This is a genomic window from Actinopolymorpha cephalotaxi (genome assembly GCF_013408535.1).
GTDB classification, from domain to species: Bacteria; Actinomycetota; Actinomycetes; order Propionibacteriales; family Actinopolymorphaceae; genus Actinopolymorpha; species Actinopolymorpha cephalotaxi.
Genome location: NZ_JACBZA010000001.1, coordinates 407,916 through 425,537, shown reverse-complemented (window position 1 = coordinate 425,537; position 17,622 = coordinate 407,916). Strand labels below are relative to the sequence as shown.

The 17,622-nt window shown below is 65.6% G+C and carries 14 protein-coding genes, 1 tRNA gene and 1 pseudogene; 5 read left to right on the top strand and 11 right to left on the bottom strand.

Annotated features, from left to right (window positions below; all coding sequences use genetic code 11):
• Positions 1 to 206: 206 nt before the first annotated feature.
• On the bottom strand, positions 207 to 851 hold the full coding sequence (locus tag FHR37_RS01875) for a hypothetical protein (protein ID WP_139238829.1): 645 nt from the start codon (positions 849 to 851) through the stop codon (positions 207 to 209).
• Between the two features lie 173 nt (positions 852 to 1,024).
• Entirely contained in the window at positions 1,025 to 3,202 is a 2,178-nt protein-coding gene (locus FHR37_RS01870; protein ID WP_175542365.1) for an NACHT domain-containing protein, read from the bottom strand.
• 502 nt (positions 3,203 to 3,704) lie between these two features.
• On the opposite strand from FHR37_RS01870, the pseudogene FHR37_RS32290 reads away from it, so the two are divergent.
• Positions 3,705 to 3,926, top strand: a pseudogene (locus FHR37_RS32290) (arginine--tRNA ligase); the annotation flags it as partial.
• Positions 3,927 to 4,247: 321 nt separating this feature from the next.
• Here the strand turns inward: FHR37_RS32290 and FHR37_RS32285 are convergent.
• The gene (locus FHR37_RS32285; RefSeq protein WP_269086063.1) at positions 4,248 to 4,529 is read right to left on the bottom strand and encodes a hypothetical protein; all 282 of its coding nucleotides are present in this window, start codon (positions 4,527 to 4,529) and stop codon (positions 4,248 to 4,250) included.
• On the opposite strand from FHR37_RS32285, the gene argS reads away from it, so the two are divergent.
• The 3 genes from argS (at position 4,528) to FHR37_RS01855 (ending at position 11,242) form a co-directional block, all read left to right on the top strand.
• Positions 4,528 to 5,385, top strand: a complete 858-nt coding sequence (gene argS, locus FHR37_RS32280) for an arginine--tRNA ligase domain-containing protein (RefSeq protein ID WP_269086062.1) — start codon at positions 4,528 to 4,530, stop codon at positions 5,383 to 5,385. The genes FHR37_RS32285 and argS overlap by 2 nt on opposite strands.
• Before the next feature lie 161 nt (positions 5,386 to 5,546).
• Positions 5,547 to 6,710, top strand: a complete 1,164-nt coding sequence (locus tag FHR37_RS01860) for a hypothetical protein (RefSeq protein WP_202817915.1) — start codon at positions 5,547 to 5,549, stop codon at positions 6,708 to 6,710.
• Positions 6,711 to 7,894: 1,184 nt separating this feature from the next.
• Positions 7,895 to 11,242 carry a P-loop NTPase family protein gene (locus tag FHR37_RS01855; protein ID WP_139238828.1) on the top strand — a complete coding sequence of 1,116 codons (3,348 nt, stop codon included), beginning with the start codon at positions 7,895 to 7,897 and terminating at the stop codon, positions 11,240 to 11,242.
• A 50-nt stretch (positions 11,243 to 11,292) separates the two neighbouring features.
• Here the strand turns inward: FHR37_RS01855 and FHR37_RS30795 are convergent, their stop codons facing one another.
• The 3 genes from FHR37_RS30795 to proS all read right to left on the bottom strand — a co-directional run bounded on the left by FHR37_RS30795 (position 11,293) and on the right by proS (position 13,437).
• Complete coding sequence (locus FHR37_RS30795) at positions 11,293 to 11,700, bottom strand: tyrosine-type recombinase/integrase (protein ID WP_202817914.1); 408 nt, start codon at positions 11,698 to 11,700, stop codon at positions 11,293 to 11,295.
• A gap of 84 nt (positions 11,701 to 11,784) precedes the next feature.
• A tRNA-Gln gene (locus FHR37_RS01845) sits at positions 11,785 to 11,858 on the bottom strand.
• Between the two features lie 166 nt (positions 11,859 to 12,024).
• Positions 12,025 to 13,437 carry a proline--tRNA ligase gene (gene proS / locus FHR37_RS01840; RefSeq protein ID WP_092881515.1) on the bottom strand — a complete coding sequence of 471 codons (1,413 nt, stop codon included), beginning with the start codon at positions 13,435 to 13,437 and terminating at the stop codon, positions 12,025 to 12,027.
• Positions 13,438 to 13,488: 51 nt separating this feature from the next.
• Between proS and FHR37_RS01835 the strand changes: the two genes are divergently transcribed.
• Positions 13,489 to 13,974 (top strand): hypothetical protein, encoded by a 486-nt coding sequence (locus FHR37_RS01835; protein WP_092881513.1) that lies wholly within the window; start codon positions 13,489 to 13,491, stop codon positions 13,972 to 13,974.
• Between the two features lie 18 nt (positions 13,975 to 13,992).
• On the opposite strand, the gene FHR37_RS01830 is transcribed toward FHR37_RS01835, so the two are convergent.
• From FHR37_RS01830 to FHR37_RS01810, 5 genes are read right to left on the bottom strand one after another with little or no spacing between them, the layout of a single operon-like run.
• Positions 13,993 to 14,805, bottom strand: coding sequence for a CPBP family intramembrane glutamic endopeptidase (locus FHR37_RS01830; RefSeq protein WP_092881511.1), 813 nt, complete (start codon positions 14,803 to 14,805; stop codon positions 13,993 to 13,995).
• Positions 14,806 to 14,814: 9 nt separating this feature from the next.
• Positions 14,815 to 15,696 (bottom strand): NAD-dependent epimerase/dehydratase family protein, encoded by an 882-nt coding sequence (locus tag FHR37_RS01825; protein WP_092881509.1) that lies wholly within the window; start codon positions 15,694 to 15,696, stop codon positions 14,815 to 14,817.
• A 28-nt stretch (positions 15,697 to 15,724) separates the two neighbouring features.
• Positions 15,725 to 16,096, bottom strand: coding sequence for a VOC family protein (locus tag FHR37_RS01820; protein ID WP_092881507.1), 372 nt, complete (start codon positions 16,094 to 16,096; stop codon positions 15,725 to 15,727).
• Entirely contained in the window at positions 16,093 to 16,569 is a 477-nt protein-coding gene (locus FHR37_RS01815) for a GNAT family N-acetyltransferase (protein ID WP_092881505.1), read from the bottom strand. The genes FHR37_RS01820 and FHR37_RS01815 overlap by 4 nt, the downstream gene beginning before the upstream one ends.
• The gene (locus tag FHR37_RS01810; RefSeq protein ID WP_092881503.1) at positions 16,566 to 17,408 is read right to left on the bottom strand and encodes a trans-aconitate 2-methyltransferase; all 843 of its coding nucleotides are present in this window, start codon (positions 17,406 to 17,408) and stop codon (positions 16,566 to 16,568) included. Before FHR37_RS01810 ends, FHR37_RS01815 begins: the two co-directional genes overlap by 4 nt.
• Positions 17,409 to 17,622: the final 214 nt, after the last annotated feature.

The window sequence follows — 17,622 nt, the reverse complement described above, 5'->3', positions numbered from 1 at the left end:
GTTACGAGTGGGTTCTCGTGCGCGGAGCATCGACGGGAATGGCGCCGGGGCATCGTCTGACGCGGCTGGTGTCGCCGCACCTTCACCCGGTCCCTCTCCCCGAACGCCCTGCGGTTGCAGGGCGCTCCCGATCATCATGTGTGGTGTCCTCTCAGGTGGATCAGGTACCAACCAATAGACCCGAGCTTGCCTTGCCGCCGTCCAGCTCAGTCGTATTCGTAGATGTAGCGCCCCGGATCGGCACGGAACGTCTCCAGGTCGACTCCCTCATTCCTGCCCACGTCGAAGAACAGCCTGGCTTCGGCGGGCTGCTTCACCGCCCAGTCCACGACTTCGCGTAGGTCATCCGAGGTGAAGATCGCCAGCCCCGCGTAGAGGTCGTACCAGACCCCCTGCCACTGAGGCTTGCCCTGGTCGAATCGGATCTCTAAGACCCCACAGCCAGGGTCAGGTGCCCGGTTGACCGCTTCAGGCGGCTCGATCGGCCCGCCTTCACCGACCGCGCCCTGAACTGATTCCAGCACCCGTGCGGCATGCTGGCGGGCGGCCCACTCATAGACGCCGCGCTGGTGGTTGACCGGGCAGGTGGCCATTTCAGGCCCATCGTCGCTGTACCACTCGGCGAACCACACAGGGCGCAGGAAGTAGTCGGGGATCTGTTTGAGGTCCAGGTAGCTCATCCCCTCCGCCCACGTCGGTAGGTGTTTGCCGATGAGGATCTTGCCGGTTCCAGGCTCAGGACCGGGGGCGAACTGCACGTCGGTCGACCATTCGTGCCCGCCTCCATCCCCAAAGTCGCGGGCGCGTCGCAAGCTGGCCTTCCGACGTTCCAAGGCGCTCCACTCAGGCATGTGGCATCTCTCACTTTCGGTTCACATAACACGTGCCCCCACCCGAGAGAGTGGGGGCACGTCGAGGTGGTGCTGGCTAAACTAAGGCGTCCGCTCTGACCTGCACTCTAGGACCTCGGGCGCAAGCAACCGGTGAGCGCCACCGAGGTAACCGTCTTGCTCGCACCGACCTACTAGTTCTGTGCCGTGTCCGTGGGAGTCAGGGTGTTGGGGGATGCGGCTTGGTACGAGGGCTGGGGTGGGTGCTGGAGCCAGTCGCGTAGTTCCAGGTGGCGGAACTGGTAGGCGTTTCCGCTCTCACGCAGGATCCCGGCTTGGTGGCAGCGGTTGAGAAACCTTCCGAAACCAAGTGGCAAGATCCCCTCGCGGCGCGTGAGCCAGAGGGCGAGTACGTACCGCAGCCATGCATTGGCCGCGAGCCCACTCGTGAGCGTGGCTCCTAACGTGATCACGAACCCGAATGCGGCTATAAATAAGAGCCCGATCCCCCAGTCCCTACCCTTGAGCCAGGGCGACAGCGACAGCAACAGTGACAGCCCGGCCGCGAGCGAGAGCGCGAGCCAGTTGACTAGGTCGTTTCGCAATGCGTCGCGCGGGTTGAAACCTGCCGCGTCCAGCGGCGTCAGCCCTGCCGTGAGCGCGAACGTGAGCGCGAACGTGAAGCTGACAGCGAGGCTGACCACGAGGGCGGCCTCGCTGGGCAAGCTCCCGACCACGAACGCGCTGAGTACGAATCCACACCCGAACCCAACCGCTAGGTTTCTCGGGAGTTCCCTGGCGAGGCGGCGGCGGCCTTGGGGGGTGTGTAGTTGCTGCAGGCTGGCGCCCTTCGGCCTCACCATTTCTTGGTGACCTGTTGACCACGCCAACTGACACCAGGCCGTTATGACCAGCACAAAAAAAGCGCCTACCAAGATGTAGAAGAAATAGAATACGGACAGTGGGCTCAGGTAGTACCGAACGGTGTCTGTCACGGCGAGAGGATCGAATCTACTGAACGCCGAGAAGATCACAGCGAAACCAGCGACTAAGAGCGCGACGTTGGTACAGGCGTGCCAGCGGCGTACTCGCCGTGAACCGGCGATGTGCCACCATTGGTGCAGCACGATGTCGGTGCCGGCCATGCCGTGCTGTTGCTGCCAGGCCAGGTGCCGAGCCACAGTCCGCAGCCACGCCGTGATCTGGGCGGTGTTGGCGGTGGAGTCAAGCACCCGGATCCGGGTGGGGATGAACTGCTCCAGCAGCAGCTTCCGGACCCTGCTGTGGTAAGCGTCGGAGTCCTCGGCCCCGCTGGCGTCGATCTGGCGGAGCAGGCTCGACGGGTGTCCGTTGGCCCGACCGTAGGTGACCGCGAGGGTCAACCGCCATGGGGTGTTCAACGCGTGTAACAGTTCGATGCCGACGTCGGTGTCCAACTGGTCCAGTAGCAGCTGCCAGCCCTTCCAGGTGTCAGGTCTCGCACTCGTGCCGACCTCGAGACGCAAGTAGTCACGGATTTGATCAGGCGTCAGGGGTTGGATGACGACCTCGGTGGCGGGCCGGACCGGCTGGCCTAAGGCGAGATATTCGTCGTTGCGGCAGGTCAGCACCAGCGGTGCACCGCGCTCACCAGCGGTGTACTCATCGTTGAGCCGTGCCACAGCCCGCCGTGCCCGTTGCGGGTCGCCATCCTGCGGGTCCATTTCATCTAGCCCGTCCAGCATCGGAAGTACCCGCCGGGCCGCCACCAGCGCCGTCGCCTCCTGCCGCCGCATACCGTAGTCGGCGACCAGCCGACGGGTCAGCCACTCTTCGAAGGGCACGTCCACATTCCAGGTCGGGAGGCTGGCCCGCACCGGCACTGGCAACAGCCGCCGAGTCTGACCATCTGGCTGTTCCTGCCGCGCCTCGAGGGTTTGCACGAGCAACTGCACCGCCAGCACAGTCTTACCCGACCCAGGATCACCCAGGATCACCAGTCGTCCACCGGTCGCATGGTCTTGGTAAAACAGTCCTACCTCACCCAGATGCCCTGACCACCCCGATCCCGCTTCGGCGAAGACGACCAGCCGTTCTGCGAACCTCACATCCGCCGCCGCTGAGCCAGACTGGCCCGCCGCGAGCAGCCCTCGCAACGCGCGGCTCTCCTTCTTCAACGCCTGGTCGGTTAGCTCGTCGGCCGCTTGATCCAGGCGCTTCGCGAACACCTCATCGGCGTGCCAGCGCCGATCGACGACGTTCAGCAGGAAGCCGACCACGCCCAGACTCAGAGCCAGGACGTTCGACAACCCCACCCATCGGTTGAACTCATCGCCACTCGCGCCCCACGCCCGTACCGGAAGACCCACCGCCAAGAGCAGTAAAGCCACCATCAGCAGCGTCCACCCCAACCGCCGCGGCCACGACCATCTTCGCCACCACATCGCACTCCCCCACCCCCGGCGACCTCACAGCCCCTATACGCGCACACCCCGCTGAATCGTGGATCTCGTGATCGCGTGGCAGGCCGGCGTGTGGTCATCATGCCGGGAAGCAGGGCGGCGGCGGGTAGCTTTGTCGCTCTCGGTCGTTGTTCGCCGCGGAGGCCAAGGACTTGGCGACCGCTTGCTACGACGATCTTGCTAATCCCGCAAGTGGGCGGTTTTGCGGCTACGACTGGTTGTCTGCTGCTTCCGAACTACGTCGAGGCGGGGCCCAACGAGGACTGTTCTCCGCGCGCGGCAATGCCCTTGTGCCTCGGTTGAGCCTCATCACGAACCGGGCATCACCTGTTAGGTCCAAGACAGCGGGGCCCTCTTCGTCGCCCCTACAGGACGCCGACCCTTGCCGGAAACGTTCGTGCCGGGGACAGTTCGACGCCGATAGGATCCTCCGGTGACCTCAGAACAGCTCTCGTCCGCGGTAGTCGCCGTCTTGGCGAGTCTGACTGCTGACGGCACGGTGACCCTGCCCGACGGAGTACCTACTCAGGTCATCGTCGAGCGACCGAAGGTCCGAGAGCATGGCGACTACGCCACGAACATCGCGCTCCAACTGGCCAAGAAGGCGGGGATGCCGCCACGCGACCTCGCCGCGCTCCTGGCCGACCGACTCCGCGAGGTGCACGGGATCGCGTCGGTGGAGATCGCCGGTCCGGGATTCCTGAACGTACGCATCGATGCCGGCGCGCAGGGCGCCATCGCAGCGGAGATCGTGACCGCCGCCTCGTCGTACGGCCGTAACCGGATGTACGCCGGGGAGAGAATCAACCTCGAGTTCGTCTCCGCCAACCCGACAGGGCCGATCCACCTCGGCGGTACCCGCTGGGCAGCCGTAGGTGACGCCCTGGGCCGGATCTTCTCCTTCAGCGGAGCAGAGGTCACCCGCGAGTACTACTTCAACGACCACGGCGGACAGATCGACCGCTTCGCCCGGTCCCTACTCGCCAGCGCCCGCGGCGCGGCCACCCCCGAGGACGGCTACGCCGGCCAGTACATCGTCGACATCGCCCAGCAGGTACTCGCCACACACCCCGACACCCTCACACTGCCCGACGACGAGGCGCAGGAAGTCTTCCGGTCGGTCGGGGTCGAGCTGATGTTCGCCGAGATCAAGAAGACGCTCCACGAGTTCGGCGTCGATTTCGACGTGTACTTCCACGAGAACAGTCTCCACCACTCCGGCGCCGTCGAGCGGGCCATCAGCCGGGCTCTCCAGCATGGGCAACACCTACCGACACGACGGCGCGTTGTGGTTGCGAACCACGAAGTTCGGCGACGACAAGGACCGGGTGATCATCAAGTCCGACGGCAATGGCACCTACATCTCCGGCGACGTCGCGTACTACCTCGACAAGCGCGAACGTGGCTTCGACCGGTGCCTGATGATGCTGGGCGCGGACCATCACGGGTACGTCGGGCGGATGAACGCCGTGTGTGCCGCGTTCGGCGACACTCCGGGAGTCAACCTGGAGTTCCTCATCGGACAGATGGTGAACCTCCTCTCCCACGGCCAACCGCTGCGGATGTCGAAGCGCGCCGGCACTGCGATCACTCTCGACGATCTCGTCGACGCGATCGGCGTAGACGCGGCTCGCTACGCTCTGGCCCGATACAGCTGCGACAGCACAATCGACATCGACCTGGACCTGTGGGCCAAACAGACCAACGACAACCCGATCTACTACGTGCAGTACGCCCACGCACGCCTGTCCTCGATCCTGCGGAACGCGGACGAACTTGGGATCTCGGCCGACACTCTCACCGGTCTTGTCGACACCTTCGATCCGTCGCTGCTGTCCCACGAGAAGGAAGGCATCCTGCTCCGGACGCTCGCGGAGTTCCCACGCGTAGTGGCCACCGCCGCGGAGCTGCGCGAGCCGCACCGGGTCGCCCGCTACCTCGAGGACACCGCGTCCGCGTTCCACAAGTTCTACGACCTCTGCCGGGTACTGCCGCAAGACGACGAGGAGTTGTCCGATCTTCATCGCGGCCGGCTGCTGCTGGTCACCGCCACGCGGACGGTCCTGGCCAACGGGCTTGGCCTGCTCGGAGTGTCCGCGCCCGAGCGGATGTGAGGCGCACCCAGCCGATACCAGGTCGTGATGAGGGCTCATCTCCCGTCGGTCGGACAGCTTGTCCGCACCCGGGTTCTGCGCGGGGTCGCCAGGCTCGCTTGTCGACCGCTCGCGGCTTGGCCTGGCGACCCCGCGCAGGTTCCGGGTACGCCGCTTGCGCCGTGAAGCTTCGTGACGAGCTTGAGTCGGTCCTTCGGGCCTGGAACGCCTACGAGGTCAACCGCGGCACGCCCGCAGTCATCGACTTCGACTGCCACCCCACGACCGAGACCATCGAGCCTGCGACCAGCCGGCTTCAGGTCTACGAACAACTCCGGGCGCTCCGTAAGCGCACAGACGAGGCCGAGACGCCACACGTATCCGCACGCCTGACCGCCGACCTGGCCTACCTCGGCAGCCTCCTCGGCGAGCGCCCACCGTTCGCCGAATACATCCGCGCCACGCAGGGCTGCGGCGCGGCGGGATGGTCCGACGAGTACGTGAGGGAACGCGGCGAGCTTGCTCGTTCTGCGCTTGCTGACGTCGGGATCGGTTGGGGGCCGAACACCGACAAGGAGTTCCGGGCACTCGAAGGGCACATGAAGACAGCGGACGCGCCGGATGCTATTCGCGCGGCCGCCGACACCTACGAGAAGGCCGTACGCCGCGCGACCGGCTCCGACGCGCCTTTCAACCTGACCATTGAGACCGCCGACGTCGACGCGTACTGGGCGTACTGGCTGGACGGTGTGGGCGCCGACGTCCGGCTACGCCTCAACCTTCGGCAAGCGACCTTCACCGAGGTCGCCGCAAGACAGTTCGCTCTCCACGAGGTACTCGGGCATGGGCTCCAGGGCGCCAGTTGGTCGGCGCGCTGCGCCGCTGAAGACGTGCCTTGGGTCCGCCTCATGTCCGTCCACGCCAACCAGCAGGTCCTCCTCGAAGGCCTCGCCCAGGCGCTGCCGCTGTTCGTCGCCTCCGACGACCAGCTCCTGATGACGCGGGTGCGGCTTGACCACTACACCCAACTCGTCCGCGGCGAGCTACACCTCGCGATCAACACCGGCTCCAGCATCGACCAGTGCGTGCGTCACGCACGCGAGCGCGTGCCGTACTGGACCGATGCCCAGATCTCCGACTTCCTCACTGACCGCGGCTCGAACCCGCAGCCCGCGCTCCTACCTCTGGTCCTACCCGGCTGGCGTCGACTGGTTCATCAACCTCGCCAACGCCGCGCAGCCCGTGATCGAATACTGCCTGCGGTCCTTCTACCAGAACCCATATGGCCCAGAGGAACTCGAAGTCACCTGGCCATCCGGACCAACCGTTGGCGGGAGCGGATCTAAACCGACCTGACCTTGCCTGAGGCGCTGACGATCCGAGGCGGAGTTCCGCGACAGCAGTAGCCGTCGGTGGCCCGTTGGGCACCAACACCTATGCGAAGCGTCCGTCGCGAGGTCGACCGACCAGCGACATTTGGTGCTCAAGCCTACTAGAGACGGTCTAAACTCAGCGCGTGGCTGATCATTCCGCTGCTCGACCCCAGAGGAGACGCGCGAGCCCATACTCAACGGGCGGCGGAGGCACCGTCCTGGAGCATCGTTACGGTGCACTGCTGTTGAGCCATCTGCTGACTGCAGACCCATTGCCCGAGCTTGGGGACGACGTAACCCCGCGCGAGATCCACTTCCAAGCTAGTTCCTACAGCGTCGTCGACGACGTGGTAGTGCGCGGATATTCAGCGGATGGCACTCCCCGCCTGGTATCGATCGGAGTACGCAGGTCTCCTTCGTTTGTGCCAAGCGATCGCGCCTCGGTCGAATTACTCGGCTCCTACCTTCGAGTAATTCACGATCATCCAGCCGAGATAGCCACCGGCCGGTGGCGACTTGCGTTGGTTGTCGCTAGCCCCAACCAGCACGTACGACAGCTCCGAGAGTTAGCTGCCATGGCTAGGGACGCTGGAAGCGAAGATCATTTCAGGTCCGAGGTCAGACGCGTCGGGCGCTTGAACCGCACAGCTAGGGAGAGACTGCAACAGATCGATAAGGTTGTCGCTCTAGCCGCAGTGACGGAGGGAATCGATACTCAGAGGCTGCCAAACTCTGAGCTGACCTGGCGCCTTCTCACTTCCCTTACGCTTCGAGAAATCCGACTTGAAGGCATTGACGAATCGGACCGCTCATTTTGCGTTGCTCGACTCCGCGGAATCGTCTCGGCTGGCACAGCAGCTGCGGCCGATCGCCTATTTAGTCGACTGAGCGAACTCGCCGGCAGGTACGCACCAAATGCAGCCGCAAAGAACATGGAATCTCTGCGCCGCGATTTGGTCGGATACTCTCTGGTGGGAGGATCGTCGAGCGATGACCAAGAGACCGCGACCGAACAGCGGCCAACAAGAATTTTGGCACGGTCCGCGTACCTCTCCCAAGTACGGCGAATAGCGCCCCAGCAATTACGCGCCAGGGAGACCGACCTGGCCGAGCTTACACGGTTTTGCACATCCCTCGAGTCGAGCTCATATCTTTGGTTGCGCGCCGAAGCGTGGGCTGGGAAATCAGCCTTGCTGTCGAGCTTCGCCTTGAATCCGCCGCAAGGCGTGAGGGTTGTATCGTTTTTCATTACGGCACGCTGGGCAGGGCAAGCGGACCGAACAGCTTTTATTGAAGTCGTGCACGAACAACTTCTAGAACTACTCGGCGAACCTATGCCGGTGCTATTGACAGGAGCAACCCGCGAGGCCCACTTACTAGATGCGTTCGAGCGGGCCGCGAACCTATGCAGGCGTCGGGAAGAGCGCCTGATCTTGGTAGTGGACGGTCTCGACGAGGACTCCGGGGTCACTACTTCCCCAGACGCACATAGCATCGCCGCAGTTCTTCCCGAGAACCCCCCAGCAGGGATGCGGGTGATCGTTGCCGGACGCCCCAATCCCCCAATTCCGACAGATGTCCCTGATAGTCACCCTTTACGGAAAGCAGACATTGTTCGATCATTGCGTCGATCGGAATATGCCACGGTGGTTCGGCAGGATGCAGAGCGGGAACTCAAAAGACTTCTTCGTGGGAGTGCCATCGAGAAGGACTTGCTTGGCCTCCTGACAGCAGCAGGAGGCGGCCTCTCGGAGGGGGATTTGGCGCAGCTTACGGACGCGCCAGCATGGGAGATACAGGATCATCTTCAAGCCGTATCTGCTCGCACCTTCAACTCCCGAGCGGGCCGATGGCAGGCGGAGGTTCCCGTCTACGTTCTCGGCCACGAAGAAATTTACCAACAAGCACTGCGATTCCTCGGAGAGACGCGGCTGGAAGAATACCGAGAACGGATCCACGAGTGGGTGGAAGGATACCGAGCGGCCAAGTGGCCACCTAACACTCCTGAGTATCCCCTACGCGGCTACTTCAGGCTCCTGCAGGCTACGGCCGACACACCACGCATGCTGAAGTGCGTAACGGACCCTGATCGGCATAACCGCATGCTCGACATCATAGGCGGTGACAGCGCGGCGCTCAGCGAAATATTTGCCACACAGGAACAGCTGCTGAGCACAACTTCTCCGGATCTTGTCGCGTTGGGCAGGGTTGCCGTCCACCGAATTCGACTTACGGAGCGTAACGATCATCTGCCCGTCAATCTTCCCGTAGTCTGGGCCCAGGTGGGACGCTACAGCCGCGCCGAGGCCCTGGCACGCTCCATCACTACTCCGATTCGCCAAGTTCGAGCCTTGGTTTCGGTGGCGCAAGAGTTGAATGCTCTCGGAGAGTTGGACCGCGCGCGAGCGGTCGCGGAGCAGGCAGAGCAGGGGCTACGTGCAATCACCTCCACGGACAGCGAGGAACAGGCTCATGCCAATGCCGCCGTCGCTCGTGCGTACGCCAAGATTGGGGATATACCCCATGCACAAGCCTTAATTGGCCGAGCGTTAACTGCCGCTAAAGCGCTAGATAACGGACCCCAACGAGCCGATGCATTCAGAGCTGTGACACGCGCCGTCGCAGCAACCGGAAATATAGGAGAGGCGCTCGCGTTGGCCGGTGAGATCAACCGTTCACCAGAGCGTGCCGGTGCCGTTAGTGCCGTCGCGTTAGAAATAGCTGAGTCAGGAAACTGGAAACGGGGATACTCGATTTCCCGCTCAATACGCCCCCGAGCCGATCGAGCCCATACCCTAGCGACCATCGCTAAAGCAGCGTCAATATCTGGCGCTCGTCGTCGCGCAGATAGCATCGCTGCCGAAGCTCAAAGTCTTGCATTCTCTATCCAAAATCCGGGGCGGCGAGCATGGATCCTTGCTGCTGTCGCCCGCGAAGTTCGATCCATTTACGGTCCGGAAGCAGCTTGGCAGATCCTGCGTGAGGCCGAGTCCGCAGCGCTTGTCACCCCGAAGGCATCCGAAAGGACCGACGCCTTAACATCTATTGCCGGCGTACTAGCTCTTTGTGGCGTCCCAGACCGTGCCGCTGAGCTCGTTCGTGATATTCCCAGCCTTCGCCGACGCGCAAGAGCGCTTGCAGTTCTTGCATCCAATGTAGCTATGGCCGGCGAGAAGCATACAGCTGAGCAAATTGCTAATGAGGCTGAAGCCATCTCAAGATCGCTCGACGGAGGGAGCCGAGTTGCCGTCGGTCAGGCCGCACTGGCACAAGCCACAGCAGCGGTCGGAGACATCGAGCAAGCTGTCCATCTTGCGCATTCGATTTCTGACGTCCCACGGCGGGATCGTGCGTTAACTACGACGGCAGAGGCAGTAGCACGCGCCGGTAACCTCGACCGAGCGCTGGAGGTAGCCAAATCGGTCTCTGATGTTACCCAGCAGTCGGTCGCGTTGTTTTTGGTCGCAAAAGTCGCAATTGGGGTCGGGGACATTGAGCAAGTGAAGCGAATCTCGGGCTTAATAGAAGACCCGGCGTACAAAACTAAGGCATTCTATCTACCGTCTCGCGTAAATTCGGGCCGGAGTGGTGGAAATACGCAGCCGGCGCAGACCGTCCGCGTAACAGATTCAGACGACGATGCGACATCAGCAGACGAGCCGATAGCCCCACCGACAGACTCTTCTTTAACGCCATTTGAACTATCCGAGAGATTAGTAGGTCGCGCGCTAATACTTGTTCACGACCGGAACATCGAGCAGGCCGCGAAAGTGGTTGAATCGATCTCTGTCCCGGTGCTCCGCGTGAGAGCCCTGGCTACGCTTTCACGTGCTTCGGCATCAAATGGAGATGTAGACGCTGCTCGTGAACTTGTAGATCGTGCGTTGGTTATGGTGGATATGACCCCTCAGGGGTCATATCGCGATAGCGCACTGAACGAAGTCCTACACCAGTTGGTCGCAATCGGCGAGTCAGAAAGGGCGGAGCGCCTTGCGGCTACCATCTCCAACCCTGTACTTCGCCACCGAGCATTGAGCACCATAGCCTCAGCAATAGCACTCTCTGGAAACATCCTGTCCGCCGAGGGGACTGCTCGGAGAATCTCCGACGGACAATTGCGAGCGAAGACGTTGGCCTCCATTGTAGAGGTCGCGGTTTCCTCGGGCGAAATGACGGATGCCGAGCGTATTGTGTTCTCCATTGCAGCGCCAGCTTCGCGTGCTCGTGCCCTTGGGGTGGTAACCCAAGGGTGGGCGAGTAAAGGAAATATGCAGCGTTCCGAGACAGTTGCGTCCGAGATTACCGACCCGATAGAACGTTCAAAGACTCTCAGCGATTTAGCAGTGAACTACCCGAGTGATAGGTCACACCATCTCCTCGCGCAGGCGCTAGTAATTGGGCATTGGAGCACCTGCCTGCGTGCTCTGGCGCGGATCCGGCCGGACTTGATCACTGTAATTGGCGCAGAATTCCTTCACGCAAATGGGCCGGGCGGCTCCGTGTAAGAGGCCGCGATCATGGCCGCATGTGCCTACTGCGCTCCGCTTCCTGGGCGCTATGGAGCCGAGCGCATTAGCCGGTCGGCGAGGATTTCGACTGCACGTCTGTCTGATTCGGCTACCCAGGCAGTGTAGACGCGCAGGGTGGTGGTGCCGCCTCCACCATGGCCGAGGCGGCCGGCGACAGTGCGAATGTCGACGCCGGCGGTGATGAGCTCGGTCGCAGAGTAGTGGCGCAGGGCGTGCAGGTGGCTGTCGATCGTCCCTTGGCGCTGCTGGTCGACCTGCGCGAGAAGCCGGGTGCGGATCCGCTCGGCCTCCCGAGCGTCCTTTGTCGACTCGGTGAGGTAGCTGTCCTTACCCGTCAACGGGTCCGTGCCGGCGTAGACGAGCACCTGATATGAGTTCCCGCGGCGCCGTATGAACCCGCGCTGGCGGCGCTTCGGAGCGGCCTCGGTGGGCATGTCCGGAGTGTACTCATTGACACTCCCATTGACACTGATCGTCAGCGAACCGCATCCAGCGCGACAAAAGCGCTGGTCAGAGGGTGGCTGGGGTGGGAGGACTCGAACCCCCATCATCAGATCCAAAATCTGAGGTCTTGCCCTTAGACGACACCCCAAGGCGCCCACAGCCTACGCGGCAGCCGATCAGGCTCCCGCACCCGGTTGAGGGCGTTTCGGCCGGTCCGTACGACCCATTACGACCCATTACGACCCATTACGACCCATTACGCCAATTACGACCCATTACGACGCGGTACGACTGGGTACGGACCGGCCGATGCCTCAGTACGACCGGCCGACGATCGCGATCAGGTCCGGTTCCTTCTCGGTCTCCGGCACGCTCCCGTCGGGGCGGAGCAGGCAGCGTACGGTCACCGCGCTCTCCGCCAGCCTGGCCTCGCCCTCCTCGCCGAGAGCCGACCACGGGATCCGCGCCCAGCCCGAAGCGGACGCCTCGGTGGCCTCGTCGATCGTCGCCACGTCGACGGTCCGCGAGTCGCGGAACGCCGACGCCTCCCGCAGCAATGCTGCCTGGTCGACGGAAAGCGCCTCCGCGACCGCCGCGCCGACACCCGCGACCGGCGTCGGCGTCTTCGTACCCTGGATCCGCCGCACCACGGTGACCGTGCCGGCGGTCACGTCGCGCGGGCCGATCTCGATCCGCACCGGGACGCCCTTCAGCTCCCAGTCGACGGCCCGCCGCCCGTACGCCACCGACACCTGGTCGTCCAGGGCGACCCGTACGCCGGCGGCGCGCAGGTCGGCCACCAACCCGGCCGCGAGTTCCGCGACACCCTCACCGGCCTTGACCATGGTCACCACGACCTGGGTGGCGGCGAGCCGCGGCGGGATCCGCAGGCCGGAGTCGTCGCCGTGCGTCATGATCAGCCCGCCCACCATCCGCGTGGACGCGCCCCAGGAGGTCGTCCAGGCGTACGGCCGCTCCCCCTCGGCGTCGAGGAAGCGGATGTCGAACGCCCGGGCGAAGTTCTGCCCCAGCTCGTGACTCGTTCCCATCTGCAGGGCCTTGCCGTCTCGCATCATCGCCTCGCAGGTCAGCGTCTGCGCGGCACCGGCGAAGCGTTCCTTCGGCGTCTTCAGGCCGGGGATGACGGGGATCGCGAGCACGTCGGTCATGAACCCGGCGTACGTCTCGTGCAGGATGCGGCGCGCGAAGGCGGCCGCGTCGGCCTGCGTGGCGTGCACCGTGTGGCCTTCCTGCCACAGGAACTCCGTCGTACGCAGGAACAGCCGTGGCCGCAGCTCCCAGCGCACGACGTTCGCCCACTGGTTGATCAGCAGCGGCAGGTCGCGGTAGCTCTGCACCCACTTCGCGAGGTACTCGTTGATGACGGTCTCGCTCGTGGGCCGGACGACGAGCGGCTCCTCGAGATCCTTCCCACCGGCGTGGGTGACGACGGCGAGCTCGGGGCTGAACCCCTCGACGTGCTCGGCCTCGCGCTGGAGGTAGCTCTCCGGGATGAACAGCGGGAAGTAGGCGTTCTGGGCGCCCGCGTCCTTGATCCGGGCGTCCAGCTCGGCCTGCATCCGCTCCCAGATGGCGTAGCCGTACGGACGGATGACCATGGTGCCGCGGACGGGGCCGTTGTCAGCCAGCTGGGCCTTGGCCACGACGTCCTGGTACCACCGGGGAAAGTCGCTCACCTGGGAGGTGAGCACCGCTGCTCTGCTCATGGGGCGACACTAGTGTGACGCCGGACGGCGGTGCGAGCGAGAATGCCCTCCATGACCGCCGCCGACCCGCGCGACCCTCGTGACCCCGGTGATCCCAGCGACCCCGGTGCCCCCCGCGATTCGGGTGATCCTCGCGACGCCGAACAATCCCGCGACTCCGGAGAACCCCGCGATCCTCGCGATCTGTACGACCCGGGCGAAGCCACCCCGGCGCGGCCCCAGCGCCCGCCGCGCAACCGGTCCGGGTGGATCGGGCTGGCGCTGGCCGGTGTGGCCTTCCTCGCCTCGCTGCTGGTCGCCTGGACCGGCGCGGTCCTGCTCGCCGCCCTCGGCCTGGCACTGTCGGTGACCGGCCTGGTCCGCGCCTACCGTGGCCGGGCCACCAACGGCAAGGCGGCCGCGGGCGGGCTGGTGCTGGCGATCCTCACCGTCGCGCTCGGCTTCTTCTGGTCCCACCAGGCGCAGCCGTGCCTTCCGTACACCCAGGACAAGATGAAGTTCAGCCAGTGCTACCAGGACCACACCGGGCTGCTCTGAGCCGCGGACGAAGCAAGATCAGTGCAGCCACCCCACGTGGCCGCGCAGCAGCGCGTACCCCACGAACGCCACCACGTCCAGCAGGGTGTGCGCGACGACGAGCGGCCACAGCCGGTTGGTGCGCTGCCAGAACCGCCCGAAGATCAGCCCCATGATCACGTTGCCGACGAAGCCGCCGAACCCCTGGTAAAGGTGGTACGACCCGCGCAGCACCGCCGACGCGACCAGCCCGGAGTTCTCCCCCCACCCGAACTGCCGCAGCCGGGTGAGCAGGTAGCCGACGACCAGCACCTCCTCGGCCCAGGCGTTCCCGGCCGCGGACAGGATCAGCACCGGCGTACGCCACCAGTGCTCGCCCAGGGTGGACGGCTGCACGTTGAGGTTGAGGCCGAGCGCCTGGGCGAGGAAGTACAGCCCGAGCCCCGGGATGCCGATCACCGCGGCCAGCACGGCACCCGCGCCGAGGTCGCGCGGCCAGCGGCCCATGCCGAGCCCGACCAGCCGGGGTCCGATGCCCGAACGCCACAGCAGGTACGCCCCGAGGCCGCCCCACGCCAGCAGCTGAATGACCCCGGTGAGCTGCAGCGCGAAGTCGATCAGCTGCTGCGCGGCCTGGGAGACGTTGAGCGCGACCGACTGCTTGCTCAGCGGCTCCGACTTCAGCAGCGAGTCGAGCAGCGACAGCAGGCTGCGCAGCCCGGACAGTCCCAGCGTGACGCTGAAGACGAGCAACACCTCGACGAGCAGCCCGCGGCGTTCGCGGGGATCGGTGACCACCTCGGGCCGGTCGGGCCGTTGGGGCACCAGCCACCCGCGTACGTCGTGTCGCACAGCGGAACGCTACCCCTTGTCGCCGTGCAGCAGGCGGGCGATGTCGGCGGCGAACCGGCGTTCGGAGTCGTCCTGCGGTGCGTACCCGATCACCTCGCGCGCGTTGGTGATGCTCCAGAACTTCCGCGCGTTGTCGGAGACGCCGTAGAAGATGTGGAACGGCACACCGTGCTCGTCGGCGATGTCCGGCGTGTCGATCGAGCGTACGAACAACTGCCGCAGGTCGCGTTCGCTGATGTAGCCGGCGAGCTCCCGGACGTAGCGGTGGGCGGGCTGGTCGGCGAAGTTCTCCGGGTCGATCTCACGCGGCACCACGATCCGCACCTGGATCACCTCCAGCAACCGGCCGAGGCTGCCGCAGGCGTAGAGGAATCCCAGCGACTCGTACGCCGCCTTCGCCCAGCCGTAGAAGTTGTCCGGTCGCGGGTAGTCCTCCGGGCTCACCCGGTCCCGCCGCCCGGCGAAGTAGGGCTGTTCGTACCACTTGGCGGCCTGGTTCGTGCTGGCCGCGACCACCCGGCGCACACCGTGGTCAAGGGCGAGCTGGTAGACGCGCTGCATCAGGTCGACGTTGCGGCGCTCGCCGTCGTAACCGGTCTGCGGGTCGTCGCCGTCGGGCCGGTGGTACGCCAGATGCACGACCGTGTCGACGCCCTCGAAGTACTCCGCCAGCTCGCTCGCCGGGGCGCCGAGCAGGTCGACCACCTCGACGTCGCGACCGGGGCGTACGTCGAGGGTTCGTACGTCGTAACGCTCCCGGAGCTCGGGCACCAGCTGGCCGGCGATGTAGCCGGTGGCGCCGGTGACCAGCACCTTGCGGCGGGTCCCGGCGCCGGCGGAGGTGGCCGCGTCGGCGGTCGCGTCGGTCAGGGGGTCTGTGTAGGTCGGCATCCTCCCAGCCTCGCACCACCGCGTTCGGTCACCGCAGCGGCGTGAGGATCTCCACCCGGTTGCCGTTGCCGTCGGCGGTGTGGAACCGCCGGTAGCCCGGGAACAGGTCGTCCCAGTCCACCGGGACGCCCGCCGCTTCGGCCCGCGCCGCCACCGCGTCGATCCCGTCGTTGCCGTCGACGCAGAACGCCGGGTGGGCCTTGCGCGCCGGGGCGAAGTCGGCCTCCACGCCGACGTGCACCTCGACCCGCCCGTCGGCGGACCGGAACCACGCACCGCCCCGCGCCGCGAGCGCCGGCGGCTTGGCGACCTCGGACAGGCCGAGCACGCCGGCGTAGAACGCCCGCGCCCGGTCCTCCCCGCCCGGCGGGCAGGAGACCTGGACATGGTGCAGCCTCATGCGTCCACCCCCAGGTAGCGCTTCATCCCCACATGGCTGGCGACGAAGCCGAGCCGTTCGTAGAACCGGTGCGCGTCCGCCCGGGCGGCGTTCGAGGTGAGCTGCAGCCGGACCGCCCCGCGCCGCCGGCACTCGGCCAGCACCCACTCCATCAACGCGGTGCCGATCCCCCGCCCGCGCAGCTCGGCCGCGGTGCGGACCGACTCGACCTGGCCGACCAGGCCGCCGTGGTACATCAGGTGGCGCAGGAAGTTGACCTGGCAGGTGGCCACCACCTCGCCGTCGAGGACGCCGACGAGCAGCAGCGCGTTCGGGTCGGCGGTGATCTCCTCGTACGCCGCGACATAGCCCGGAGCCGGTTCGCCGTCGCGTCCCACGTCCTCGGCGACCTCGCGAATCGCGTCCGCGGCCACCAGCGCCAGCACCGCGGGCAGGTCCGCGCGGGTGGCCTCGCGTACGGTCAGATCGTTCACGACGAGGCCCGGTGCGCGACGGCGAACACCCGCCGGAACGGCAGCACGGTCCCGTAGTCGCGGCGCGGATAGGCGGCGGCGAGGCGTTCCTTGTAGACCTTCTCGAAGTCCGGACGTACGTCATCGGGCAACGCCTGCAGGATCGGCCGAGCGCCGGTGCCCCGGATCCACTCGAAGACGGCGTCCTCGCCGGGCAGCACGTGCAGGTACGTCGTCTCCCAGGCGTCCACCTCGCAACCGGTGCCGGCCAGCAGGGCGAGGTAGTCCTCGACACCCGGCGCGGCGGCCCGCTGCCGGACCCGCCCGGCGAGGTGTGTGGCCCACGGCTCCTCGGCGGCGAGTTCGAACAGGATGCGGTGGGTGGGGCTGTCGAAGTTGGCCGGCACCTGCAGGGCCAGCCAGCCGCCGGGGGCGAGGTGGCCGACCCAGGTGGGCAGCAGCGCCTCGTGGCCGGGCACCCACTGCAGGGTCGCGTTGGTGACCAGGACGTCGACCGGCCGTTCCGGCACCCACGAGTGCGCGTCGCCGAGCCGGAACGACAGCCGGTCGTTGGCCGTCTCCGCAGCCAGCTTCTGGGCCAACTTTTGGGCCCGGTCGATCATCTCCGGCGAGGAGTCGACGCCCTCGATCCGGGCGTCCGGCCAGCGGTCGGCCAGGGTGGCGGTGAGGTTGCCGGGCCCGCAGCCGAGGTCGACGACGTACGCCGGCGCCGGTGCGGCCACCCTGGCGACGAGATCGACGAACGGCCGGCCGCGCTCGTCGGCGTACTTCAGGTACTGCCGCGGATCCCACCGCAGCCCGCCCGTGCCACCCGTGGGCCGCTGGTCGTCGGTTCCCATTCGCTGCCTCCCGTGAGAGTCGTGCCCACGAATTGGACACGCAGATTTATCTTGACGTCGAGATAGCTTGCCCGAGCCAGTATCTCGACGTCAAGAGTCTTGACACCCCCTAGGGTGGACGTCGTGGAGAGCAACGAGCCGGCAGACCCGGGCGCGGACGCACCGGGACAGGCACCGGGCCAGGCACCGGGCCAGCCATCGGGAGAGGACGAGG

Excerpts from the sequence above, each read along its gene's own strand:
- FHR37_RS01875 (WP_139238829.1), bottom strand. The coding sequence starts at position 851 with ATGCCTGAGTGGAGCGCCTTGGAACGTCGGAAGGCCAGCTTGCGACGC.
- FHR37_RS01870 (WP_175542365.1), bottom strand. The coding sequence starts at position 3,202 with ATGGTGGCTTTACTGCTCTTGGCGGTGGGTCTTCCGGTACGGGCGTGG.
- argS (WP_269086062.1), top strand. The coding sequence starts at position 4,528 with ATGGGCAACACCTACCGACACGACGGCGCGTTGTGGTTGCGAACCACG.
- FHR37_RS32285 (WP_269086063.1), bottom strand. The coding sequence starts at position 4,529 with ATGCTGGAGAGCCCGGCTGATGGCCCGCTCGACGGCGCCGGAGTGGTG.
- FHR37_RS30795 (WP_202817914.1), bottom strand. The coding sequence starts at position 11,700 with ATGCCCACCGAGGCCGCTCCGAAGCGCCGCCAGCGCGGGTTCATACGG.
- proS (WP_092881515.1), bottom strand. The coding sequence starts at position 13,437 with ATGAGCAGAGCAGCGGTGCTCACCTCCCAGGTGAGCGACTTTCCCCGG.
- FHR37_RS01835 (WP_092881513.1), top strand. The coding sequence starts at position 13,489 with ATGACCGCCGCCGACCCGCGCGACCCTCGTGACCCCGGTGATCCCAGC.
- FHR37_RS01825 (WP_092881509.1), bottom strand. The coding sequence starts at position 15,696 with ATGCCGACCTACACAGACCCCCTGACCGACGCGACCGCCGACGCGGCC.
- FHR37_RS01820 (WP_092881507.1), bottom strand. The coding sequence starts at position 16,096 with ATGAGGCTGCACCATGTCCAGGTCTCCTGCCCGCCGGGCGGGGAGGAC.
- FHR37_RS01810 (WP_092881503.1), bottom strand. The coding sequence starts at position 17,408 with ATGGGAACCGACGACCAGCGGCCCACGGGTGGCACGGGCGGGCTGCGG.